Origin of the sequence: Streptomyces sp. ISL-98 (assembly GCF_018614055.1) — a bacterium.
In the GTDB taxonomy this organism is placed as follows: Bacteria; Actinomycetota; Actinomycetes; order Streptomycetales; family Streptomycetaceae; genus Streptomyces; species Streptomyces spiramyceticus.
In genome coordinates this window covers 51,061-60,506 of the sequence record NZ_JAGGPB010000057.1, presented here as the reverse complement: position 1 = coordinate 60,506, position 9,446 = coordinate 51,061, and the positions used below count along the sequence as shown (strand labels likewise).

Genomic DNA, 9,446 nt, shown 5'->3' with positions numbered 1-9,446 from the left:
GGTGGGGTGGGGTGGGGTGGGGGAAATCAATCGCCCCACTCCACCACCCCCAGCGTCTCCCGCAGAGCCCGTTCCCCCTCCGCCGTCACCTTCACCGCCCGCTCCGAGCCGATCCGTACACACCACCCCGCATCCAGCGCATGCCCGCAAAACGCCGCCCCCGCGACCCCGGCCAGGTGCGGGCGGCGTTCCGTCCAGTCCAGGCACGCTCGTACCAGCGGTCGTCGGCCCGTGCGTTGCAGGGGGATGCCCAGCGCGCCGAACCATCCCAGCCCCGCATCCGTCAGCGCGAAGCCGGCGTCCTGGCGCAGCAGGCCGCGTTCGGTCATCGCATCGGTGATCACGATGCCGATCCGCCCGGCGAGGTGGTCGTAACACGTACGCCCGCGTGCCATCGCGCTGCTCGCGCTCGCCGCACGCAGCGTGCGCGGGCGTTCGTCGGCCGACGGGGCAGCGTGCGCGGCGAGGTCTTCCACCAGGTGCGCCATCGCCGCGTCGGCGAGCCGTACGTACCGGTGGCGGCCCTGGCGCTCCTCCGTGAGCAGCCCGCCCGCGACGAGCTTGCCGAGGTGCTCGCTCGCGGTCGACGGCGCCACCCGCGCGTGCCGCGCGAGCTCGCCGGCCGTCCAGGCCCGCCCGTCGAGCAGGGCCAGACAGAAGGACGCCCGCGTCTCGTCGGCGAGGAGCGTGGCGAGGGCCGCGAGGCGACGGGCCGGGGAGGAGCCGATCTGCGAGCCGGTCTGCGAGTCGTTGTGCGAGGGGTGCGCCATGCACCCAGGATGCGTCAGCGACCCTTCGGCCCTGACCGAACCGTCCCGTGCTGTTCGTACTGCCCGTGCTCCTCGTACTGCAGCGCCAGACCGTCGAGCAGCGCCCTCAGCCCCGTCTCGAACGCCCCTTCGTCGACCTTCTGCCTGCGCTCGGCCAGCAGATGCGCCTGCCCGAGGTGCGGATAGTCCTCCGGGTCGTACGCCGCCTCGTCGTCGACGAAGCCGCTCGCGAAGGAACCGAGCGCCGAGCCGGTGATGAAGTACCGCATCAGCGCGCCGATGTACGTCGCCTGGGCGGGCGGCCACCCCGCCCCGACCATCGCGCCGAACACCGCGTCCGCGACCCGCAGGCCCGCCGGGCGGCGGCCCGGGCCCCGGGCCAGGACCGGGACGATGTTCGGGTGCTCGGTGAGCGCCGCGCGGTAGGAGGCCGACCAGTCGTGCAGTGCGGTGCGCCAGTCCCGGCCGTCCGACTCGTCGAACATCGACAGGTCGACCCTCGCTTGGACGGCGTCGGCGACCGCTTCGAGGATCTCGTCCTTGTTGCGGAAGTGGTTGTAGAGAGAGGGGCCGCTGACCCCGAGCTCGGCCGCGAGCCGCCGCGTGGAGACCGCTTCCAGCCCCTCGGCGTCCACGAGCGCGCCGGCCGCCAGGACGATGCGGTCACGGCTGAGGAGGGGCTTGCGCGGGCGGGCCATGCGGCTCATAGTAGGGCCTGCCAGTCAGAAACTAGCAGTGCTAATTAAAGCCTCATCGAAAAAAGACTCATCGAAAAGTGGGGTGCCGGGATGAATCTGGAGCTCAGCGAGGAGCAGACCGCGGTACGGCAGCTCGCCAGGGACTTCGTCGGCCGCGAGATCACCCCGCACGCCGCCGAGTGGGACCGGGCCGAGAGCGTCGACCGCGCCATCGTGAAGAAGCTCGGAGCGCTCGGCTTCCTGGGACTGACGATCCCCGAGGAGTACGGCGGCTCCGGCGGCGACCACCTCGCGTACTGCCTCGTCACGGAGGAACTCGGCCGCGGAGACTCCTCGGTGCGCGGCATTGTCTCCGTATCGCTCGGTCTGGTCGCCAAGACCGTCGCGTCCTGGGGGAGCGAGGCGCAGAAGCGGCAGTGGCTGCCCGGCCTCACCTCCGGCGAACTGGTCGGCTGCTTCGGCCTCACCGAGCCCGGCACCGGCTCCGACGCGGGCAACCTCACCACCCGCGCGGTTCGCGACAGCGACGATTACGTCGTCAACGGCTCCAAGATGTTCATCACCAACGGCACTTGGGCCGATGTGGTGCTGCTGTTCGCCCGCTCCACCGACGCCCCGGGCCACAAGGGCGTATCCGCCTTCCTCGTCCCCACCGACACCCCCGGCCTGACCCGCCGTGAGATCCACGGCAAGCTCGGCCTGCGCGGCCAGGCCACCGCCGAACTGGTCCTCGAAGACGTACGCATCCCCGCCTCCGCCATGCTGGCGCCCGAGGGCAAGGGCTTCTCCGTCGCCATGTCGGCCCTCGCCAAGGGGCGTATGTCCGTAGCGGCGGGCTGTGTCGGCATCGCGCAGGCCGCCCTGGACGCGGCCGTGACGTACGCGACCGAGCGCGAACAGTTCGGCAGGAGCATCGCCCGTCACCAGCTCGTCCAGGAGCTGATCACCGACATCGCGGTGGACGTGGACGCCGCCCGCCTGCTGACCTGGCGCGTCGCCGACCTGATCGAGCGCGGCGAGCCGTTCGTGACCGAGGCGTCCAAGGCGAAGCTCTTCGCCTCCGAGGCCGCCGTACGGGCCGCGAACAACGCGCTCCAGGTGTTCGGCGGCTACGGCTACATCGACGAGTACCCGGTGGGCAAGCTGCTGCGCGACGCGCGCGTGATGACGCTCTACGAGGGCACGAGCCAGATCCAGAAGCTGCTCATAGGCCGCGCCCTGACCGGCGTTTCGGCATTCTGAGTACGACATGTGAGTACGTGAGCGGATGCCGCCCGCCTCGCCGCCGCCGATGCTGTCCTTCATGAGCGACACACCGGTCAAGCAGCAGAACACGACGGCGTACTACGGACAGGCCGTCATCGCCTTCGCGATCGCCCTGGGCGCCGTGACCCTCGGGATCCTCTACCTCGAAGCCGACGCCTGGGTGCGCGCCTTCCTGGCCATCGGCGTCCTCTACCTCGTCACCTCCGCCTTCACGCTCGCCAAGGTCATCAGGGACCGGCAGGAGGCGGGGCAGATCGTGAGCCGCGTCGACCAGGCCAGGCTGGAGAAGCTCCTCGCCGAGCACGACCCGTTCCAGAAACTCTGAACGCTCTCCAGGCCAATCTCCGCACCATTCTCTAAGCGCTTGCTCACCGTCGGGGTATGGTGTTCGTCCTGATGGAAACGAAGGGGCGAACGATGACCACGGCGGAGGAGACGGCCGACGGCGAGAACATGCCGTGGGACGAGGTCACCCCTGAGGCGGCCAGGAGACTGCTCGTCGCCGCCGTCGAGGCGTTCGCCGAGCGCGGCTACCACGCGACCACCACCCGCGACATCGCGGGCCGCGCCGGGATGAGCCCGGCCGCGCTCTACATCCACTACAAGACGAAGGAAGAGCTGCTCCACCGGATCAGCCGGATCGGCCACGGCAAGGCCCTGGAGATCCTGGAGGCTGCCGCGAACGGCCCCGGCAGCCCCGCCGAGCGGCTCGCCGACGCCGTACGCTCCTTCGTCCGCTGGCACGCCGGACGGCGCACCACCGCGCACGTGGTCCAGTACGAACTCGACTCGCTCGACGCCGAGCACCGTGCCGAGATCGTCGAGCTGCGCCGCAAGAGCGACGCCGCGGTGCGCCGCATCATCAACGAGGGCGTGCAGGCGGGGGAGTTCGACGTCCCCGACGTGCCCGGGACCACCCTCGCGGTGCTCTCGCTCTGCATCGACGTGGCCCGCTGGTTCGACACCAAGGGACGCAGGACGCCCGACGAGGTCGGCGAGCTCTACGCCGACCTCGTCCTGCGCATGGTGGGCACGCGCAAGTAGAGCTTCAGAAGCACGAGAGCTTCAGAAGCGCTGGTGCTCAGAAGCGGTAGGGCTCAGAAGTAGTAGCGGGACACCGACTCCGCCACGCACGCCGGCTTGTCGCCGCCCTCGCGCTCCACCGTGACGACCGCGGTCACCTGTACGCCGCCGCCCGCGTCCGTGACGTCCTTGAGCACGGCCGTCGCGCGCAGCCGCGAGCCGACCGGCACGGGCGACGGGAAACGTACCTTGTTGGCGCCGTAGTTGATGCCCATTTTCATGCCCTCGACCCGCATGATCTGCGGGACCAGCGCGGGCAGCAGCGAGAGCGTCAGATAGCCGTGCGCGATCGTCGACCCGAACGGGCCGGCCGCCGCCTTCTCGGGGTCCACATGGATCCACTGGTGATCACCGGTCGCGTCGGCGAAAAGGTCGATCCGCTTCTGGTCGACCTCCAGCCAGTCGCTGTGCCCCAGCTGCTCGCCGACCCCGGCGCGCAGCTCGTCGGCGGACGTGAAGATCCTCGGCTCTGCCATGTCCCTGCCCCTGCCTCTCAACGGATGTCTAAGCGCTTGCTCAGCATCCTTGGGAGGCCCGCTCCTGTCAACGGATGGCCCAGTAGGGTTCGAGGAGTGCCGCAGATTCCAGAGAAGATCCATGAACTCACGGTCGGCCAGCTGTCCGCGCGCAGCGGCGCCGCCGTGTCCGCCCTTCACTTCTACGAGTCCAAGGGCCTCATCAGCAGCCGCAGGACCGCGGGCAACCAGCGGCGCTTCGGCCGCGACGCCCTGCGCCGGGTCGCCTTCGTCCGCGCGGCGCAGCGCGTGGGCATCCCGCTCGCCACCATCAGGAACGCCCTGGCCGAACTTCCCGAGGAGCGCACGCCCAACCGCGCGGACTGGGCCAGGCTTTCCGAGGCCTGGCGCTCGGAACTGGACGAACGGATCAAGCAGCTCGGCCGGCTTCGAGACCACCTCACCGACTGCATCGGCTGCGGCTGCCTGTCCATGGAGACCTGCGTACTGTCCAACCCGGACGACGTCTTCGGCGAGCGCATGACAGGATCCCGGCTGCTCCCCGAGCGCAAGAGCGCGCAGGACTGCGAGCAGTCGGCCACCTGAGCGGGCGCACGCGGTGGCGACGCGTCGACAACGGGGCCAACAGGGCCAACGGGGTCGAAGGGGTCAACGCGGGGGCGCGGCAGCACACTGCGCGCCGCGCCCCCGTGTGCTCACCCACCGATCGCTCACGCCACCGATGCCAGTTCCCTGCGCCGTGCCTTCTTGGACTCCGCCAGTGCCTCGGGCGTCAGAACGGGCTGCGGCACAAGGATGCCGCAGCCCGTGCAGACCGGTCCCGACCACGGCTCGTGAGCCAGCTCCTGCTTCCAGACGATCCTGACCTCCGCGCACACCGGGCACACCGCGCCGGGCTCGGACTCCAGGGCGGAGATCAGCCGGCGCAGTACGTCGCCGAGCGTCGCCGCCGGATGGACCGAGGGATCGTTGCACCAGGCAATCCCGCAGCCTCCCCACGTGCGCCGGTGCCAGTCGTCGAAGGTGCCGGGGCGCCGCAGCCCGTCGTGCTTCTCGCGCTTGCGGCGCTTGGCGAACTCCACTTCGTACACGAGCCAGACGGCCCGTGCCTCTTCCAGTTCGTCGAGCGCGGCCACCAGCCGCGCCGGATCGGGCTCCCTGTCCTCGGGTTCGATCCTGTGCCGTGAGCACAGGTGGTCCCAGGTCGCCCGGTGTCCATAAGGGGCAAACCTCTCCAGGCATTTGCGCAGCGAATACCGCCGCAGTGCCAGATCGCACCGCGGATCGCGCACCTGTCTCGCAAGACTCCGGAAACCGGCCATTGCACTGCCACCTCCGTCGCTGGTACTTCGGCGTCACAGAGTGGACGTACGCCTACCCGGATCGGCTCCATCGAAATTCGAATCGAACCCATCAATGGGGATTTTGGCGAGTTGACGCGCATTCGCTTTCCGCCAGTCGCGCACCGCCACCACCGCGCACCACCACAACCGCCCCCGGGCGCCGGGGGCGTTCAGCCGCCGATCCGACCCGCGGCCAGCACCACCCTCGCCAGCTCCTCATGGCAGATGTCGCTGTGCGCACCGGACGGCGGACCCCCGCGCCGTACGACCGAAGCCGCGTCGACATTCACACATCCCGAGCCAGGAATGCCGTCCCGCAGCGCCTGATTCAGCGTGAACACGGGGGTGTCCAGGACGGCCTGGATTCCGTCGAAACCCATCGCTCCCCACTCTGCGCCGAGACTCACCATCCCGGTCGAATCGCGCGCCAGCCGCGAAGCCAGCGGATAGATCACCCCGAGCGCCGTGTCATGGTGCGAGTAGCAGGCCACCACGGGGCCGTCCACCCGCTGCTGGGCGTCGCGGAGCGCGCCGCCGTTGCGCGTCGAGTGCGGAAGGCGGCCGGCGAACGCGTAGTGGGAGAAGGCCCCTTGGAGCAGCGTCACGGACTTCACGTTCCGTACGCCGTCGGGCAGGCCGCGCAGCGCGAACGCGACCAGCCGCGCCCCCTGGCTGTGCCCGACGAGATGGACCCGCACCGACGGCGAGGACCGCGCGAGTTGCCCGAGCACCGGACCGAGCCCCAAGTGCCCCACCGTCCCCGCCCGCCGCTTCATCGCGTAGTACGTCGCCTGGCGCAGCAGCTCCTTGGCGCCGTTCCACACCTTCTTCAGGCCACCGCCCAGCGCGAGGCTCCGCTCCGGCTCCTGCCCCGGCTCCGTGCCGGTTTCGGCCAGCGCCTGTGTGAAGTCGCGGCACACGGTCAGGGTGTCTTCGTACAGCATCGTCGGCTCGTTCCGCGATGCGTCGCCCGATTCCATGTCGGACCCGTACAGCGAGGCGGGCCGGTCGGTCGGCGTTTCGATCAACTTCCGTACCAGCAGGCCGAATTCGTCGAAGGCGGCCCGCTCCTCCGGCTGCTCGTCGAGCAGCTGCGCCAGCCGCTCCACGACCGCCTCGCGGCCGGGGAAGAGCTCGGCCAGCGACTGCTGCGTGCGTTCGTCGAGGCCGGGCCCGAGGTCACCGGCCGGGGCGGCGGTCCGCGGCTCGAAGTCCGGGATCGGCTCGTCCGTGAAGCGCATCGACGGCCACACGATGCCCGCATAGCCCAGTCGTACACCCGGGGAGTCCGCCAACAGGCCTGGAAAGGGGGCGTAGAAGCGGTCGTACAGCCGGGTGGCGACCGAGCGGTCGCTGTTCCAGCCGTGCGCGAACATCACCAGGTCCGTGACATCGAGCTCCGCCAGCCGGTCGCGCTGCCGCGCGTCGACATCCCCGTCCGCGTCGAAGGTGATTTCCCGGTACGGCCTCACACCCACATCCGCCATGGCGCACCTCTCCGGTCCGAGCCGTGTGCTGCGAAAACAGCATCCCGCCGGAACGGAGAGTCGGCCATACGCCACGTCGGACCAGTTAGCGGTAAACCAAATACTCCCGGCGTACGGACCTGAAAGCCGCGAGGTCGCTGCCCCAGGCCCCCACGACCTCGTCCGTGCCCGCCCCCGCGTCGATCATCGTGCGGACCCGCGTGCTGCCCGTCAGCTTGTCGATCCAGTTGTCGGGCCGCCAGGCGAAGCCGCTCCAGCTCCTCTTCGCGGTCACGAGCAGCGCGATGCCGGTGCGCACCGGGTCGTACGCCTCCCGGTCGTGCACATGCAGCTGTACGCCGCCGACGGTCTTGCCCTGGAACTTGGAGAACGTGGGCGCGAAGTAGGCCTCGCGGAAGTGCACGCCGGCCAGTCCCTCGGCGTTCGCGGCCCCGGCCCACCTGCGGTCGATGCCGTCTGCGCCGAGCAGTTCGAAGGGCCGGGTCGTTCCGCGCCCCTCGGACAGGTTCGTACCCTCGAACAGGCAGGTGCCCGCGTATACGAGCGCGGTGTCGGGCGTCGGCATGTTGGGGCTCGGAGGCACCCACGGAAGGCCCGTCGCGTCGAAGAAGTCACCGCGCCGCCAGCCCGACATCCTGACCACGTCCAGTTCCACCGGCTTTGCCAGGAACTCGCCGTTGAAGAGCCGCGCCAGCTCGCAGACCGTCATCCCGTGCGCCTGGGCGATCGGCTCGCGCCCGACGAAGGTCGCGAAGGCCTTGTCGAGCACCGGGCCGAGCGCGGCGCGTCCGGTCACCGGGTTCGGCCGGTCGAGGACGACGAAACGTTTGCCCGCGAGCGCGGCGGCCACCATGCAGTCGTACAGCGTCCAGATGTACGTGTAGAAGCGTGCGCCCGCGTCCTGGATGTCGAAGACGACCGTGTCCACTCCCGACGTCCTGAAGATGTCGGCGAGCGGCTGCCCGCTCTTCAAGTACGTGTCGTAGACGGGCAGTCCGGTCGCCGGATCGTCGTAACGCCCTTCCGAGCCGCCCGCCTGCGCGGTGCCGCGGAAGCCGTGCTCGGGGCCGAAGACGGCGACCAGGTTCACGCGGTCGTCGGCGTGCATGACGTCCACGATGTGGCGGACTTCCGGGGTGATACCGGTCGGATTGGTGACGACACCGACCTTCTGCCCCTGGAGGAGTGCGTAGCCGTCGCCGGCCAGCCGGTCGAAGCCGGTACGCACGCGGGTGCGGGCAGGCCGTGCGGTGGCGGGAGTGGCGGCTGCGGCGAGTGCTCCTGCCGCTCCCGCCGCCCCGGTGGCGGCCAGCAGTCCCCGTCTGGACAGGCTCATCCCACTACCTCCGTGATCGGCACTGTCTGTCATGGCCACGCACGCTAGCGCGCGGACCGGCCGCCGGGAACGAGTCGCGCACGGCGGTTCGAGGCCTTCCACCCCTTCCGCAGCTCCATACCGACTGGTTAGTCTGCTCGGGTTGTCGGCAGCGAGAGGCGGGCCTCAAAGATGAGCCAGTTCCAGGACGCGGGAGTCGTCGTCACCGGTGCGGGAGGTGGCATCGGAGCCGCTCTCGCCCGCAGATTCGCGGCGGAGGGCGCACGCGTCGTCGTCAACGACCTCGACGGGCAGAAGATCAAGGCGCTGGCCGACGAGACCGGCGCCGTCGCCGTGGCGGGCGACGCGTCCGTGATCGTCGACGAGGCGCGCGAGGCGCTCGGCGGCCGGGTCGACGTGTACTGCGCCAACGCGGGCCTCGCCTCGCCGGGTGATGCCTTCGCGGACGAGGCGGTCTGGGCGGCGGCCTGGGACGTCAATGTGATGGCCCACGTCAGGGCCGCCCGCGCGCTGCTGCCCGACTGGCTGGAGCGCGGCAGCGGCCGCTTCGTCTCCACCGTCTCGGCGGCCGGACTGCTGACCATGGTCGGCGCGGCGCCGTACAGCGTCAGCAAGCACGGGGCGCTCGCCTTCGCCGAGTGGCTCTCGCTCACCTACCGCCACCGCGGCATCAAGGTCCACGCGATTTGCCCGCAGGGCGTACGCACCGACATGCTGACCGCGGCCGGCTCGGCCGGCGAACTGGTGCTCGCGCCGACCGCCATCGAACCGGAGGACGTCGCCGATGCCCTCTTCGACGGCATCGAGGCAGACCGCTTCCTGATTCTGCCGCACCGTGAGGTCGCCGGTTATTACCAGGCACGCGCAGGGAACCCCGACCGCTGGCTGGCTGGCATGAACCACCTGCAGCAGAAGTGGGAAGAGGCAGCCCAGTGAGTCAGCCGACAAGTGAGCCGATGAGCGTGCCGACGATTGAGCGGACGAGTG

11 protein-coding genes are annotated in these 9,446 nt (G+C 70.1%); 5 read left to right on the top strand and 6 right to left on the bottom strand.

Annotated elements, in window-relative coordinates; genetic code table 11:
• Positions 1-26: 26 nt before the first annotated feature.
• Together J7I98_RS32390 and J7I98_RS32385 are read right to left on the bottom strand one after the other, a co-directional pair.
• Entirely contained in the window at positions 27-770 is a 744-nt protein-coding gene (locus J7I98_RS32390; RefSeq protein ID WP_214928628.1) for a helix-turn-helix transcriptional regulator, read from the bottom strand.
• A 14-nt stretch (positions 771-784) separates the two neighbouring features.
• Positions 785-1,468 (bottom strand): TetR/AcrR family transcriptional regulator, encoded by a 684-nt coding sequence (locus tag J7I98_RS32385; protein ID WP_214928627.1) that lies wholly within the window; start codon positions 1,466-1,468, stop codon positions 785-787.
• A 90-nt stretch (positions 1,469-1,558) separates the two neighbouring features.
• Between J7I98_RS32385 and J7I98_RS32380 the strand changes: the two genes are divergently transcribed.
• The 3 genes from J7I98_RS32380 (at position 1,559) to J7I98_RS32370 (ending at position 3,778) form a co-directional block, all read left to right on the top strand.
• The gene (locus tag J7I98_RS32380; protein ID WP_214928626.1) at positions 1,559-2,710 is read left to right on the top strand and encodes an acyl-CoA dehydrogenase family protein; all 1,152 of its coding nucleotides are present in this window, start codon (positions 1,559-1,561) and stop codon (positions 2,708-2,710) included.
• 61 nt (positions 2,711-2,771) lie between these two features.
• Positions 2,772-3,059: a YiaA/YiaB family inner membrane protein gene (locus J7I98_RS32375; RefSeq protein WP_251021529.1), complete on the top strand. Its 288-nt coding sequence runs from the start codon at positions 2,772-2,774 to the stop codon at positions 3,057-3,059.
• 92 nt (positions 3,060-3,151) lie between these two features.
• Positions 3,152-3,778: a TetR/AcrR family transcriptional regulator gene (locus J7I98_RS32370; protein WP_214928625.1), complete on the top strand. Its 627-nt coding sequence runs from the start codon at positions 3,152-3,154 to the stop codon at positions 3,776-3,778.
• 53 nt (positions 3,779-3,831) lie between these two features.
• Here the strand turns inward: J7I98_RS32370 and J7I98_RS32365 are convergent, their stop codons facing one another.
• A complete protein-coding gene (locus J7I98_RS32365; protein WP_214928624.1) occupies positions 3,832-4,293 on the bottom strand; it encodes a MaoC family dehydratase in 462 nt (153 codons plus the stop codon).
• A gap of 96 nt (positions 4,294-4,389) precedes the next feature.
• Here J7I98_RS32365 and soxR point away from each other — a divergent pair, with 96 nt between their 5' ends.
• A complete protein-coding gene (soxR, locus tag J7I98_RS32360) occupies positions 4,390-4,878 on the top strand; it encodes a redox-sensitive transcriptional activator SoxR (RefSeq protein ID WP_214928623.1) in 489 nt (162 codons plus the stop codon).
• 125 nt (positions 4,879-5,003) lie between these two features.
• Here soxR and J7I98_RS32355 read toward each other — a convergent pair whose 3' ends face one another.
• The 3 genes from J7I98_RS32355 to J7I98_RS32345 all read right to left on the bottom strand — a co-directional run bounded on the left by J7I98_RS32355 (position 5,004) and on the right by J7I98_RS32345 (position 8,459).
• Complete coding sequence (locus J7I98_RS32355; protein ID WP_214928622.1) at positions 5,004-5,615, bottom strand: hypothetical protein; 612 nt, start codon at positions 5,613-5,615, stop codon at positions 5,004-5,006.
• A gap of 191 nt (positions 5,616-5,806) precedes the next feature.
• A complete protein-coding gene (locus J7I98_RS32350) occupies positions 5,807-7,123 on the bottom strand; it encodes a serine-threonine protein kinase (RefSeq protein ID WP_214928621.1) in 1,317 nt (438 codons plus the stop codon).
• 85 nt (positions 7,124-7,208) lie between these two features.
• Positions 7,209-8,459: an exo-beta-N-acetylmuramidase NamZ domain-containing protein gene (locus tag J7I98_RS32345; protein WP_214928620.1), complete on the bottom strand. Its 1,251-nt coding sequence runs from the start codon at positions 8,457-8,459 to the stop codon at positions 7,209-7,211.
• A gap of 171 nt (positions 8,460-8,630) precedes the next feature.
• Between J7I98_RS32345 and J7I98_RS32340 the strand changes: the two genes are divergently transcribed.
• Entirely contained in the window at positions 8,631-9,395 is a 765-nt protein-coding gene (locus J7I98_RS32340) for an SDR family oxidoreductase (RefSeq protein WP_214928619.1), read from the top strand.
• Positions 9,396-9,446: the final 51 nt, after the last annotated feature.

Excerpts from the sequence above, each read along its gene's own strand:
- J7I98_RS32390 (WP_214928628.1), bottom strand. The coding sequence starts at position 770 with ATGGCGCACCCCTCGCACAACGACTCGCAGACCGGCTCGCAGATCGGC.
- J7I98_RS32385 (WP_214928627.1), bottom strand. The coding sequence starts at position 1,468 with ATGGCCCGCCCGCGCAAGCCCCTCCTCAGCCGTGACCGCATCGTCCTG.
- J7I98_RS32380 (WP_214928626.1), top strand. The coding sequence starts at position 1,559 with ATGAATCTGGAGCTCAGCGAGGAGCAGACCGCGGTACGGCAGCTCGCC.
- J7I98_RS32375 (WP_251021529.1), top strand. The coding sequence starts at position 2,772 with ATGAGCGACACACCGGTCAAGCAGCAGAACACGACGGCGTACTACGGA.
- J7I98_RS32370 (WP_214928625.1), top strand. The coding sequence starts at position 3,152 with ATGACCACGGCGGAGGAGACGGCCGACGGCGAGAACATGCCGTGGGAC.
- J7I98_RS32365 (WP_214928624.1), bottom strand. The coding sequence starts at position 4,293 with ATGGCAGAGCCGAGGATCTTCACGTCCGCCGACGAGCTGCGCGCCGGG.
- J7I98_RS32355 (WP_214928622.1), bottom strand. The coding sequence starts at position 5,615 with ATGGCCGGTTTCCGGAGTCTTGCGAGACAGGTGCGCGATCCGCGGTGC.
- J7I98_RS32350 (WP_214928621.1), bottom strand. The coding sequence starts at position 7,123 with ATGGCGGATGTGGGTGTGAGGCCGTACCGGGAAATCACCTTCGACGCG.
- J7I98_RS32345 (WP_214928620.1), bottom strand. The coding sequence starts at position 8,459 with ATGAGCCTGTCCAGACGGGGACTGCTGGCCGCCACCGGGGCGGCGGGA.
- J7I98_RS32340 (WP_214928619.1), top strand. The coding sequence starts at position 8,631 with ATGAGCCAGTTCCAGGACGCGGGAGTCGTCGTCACCGGTGCGGGAGGT.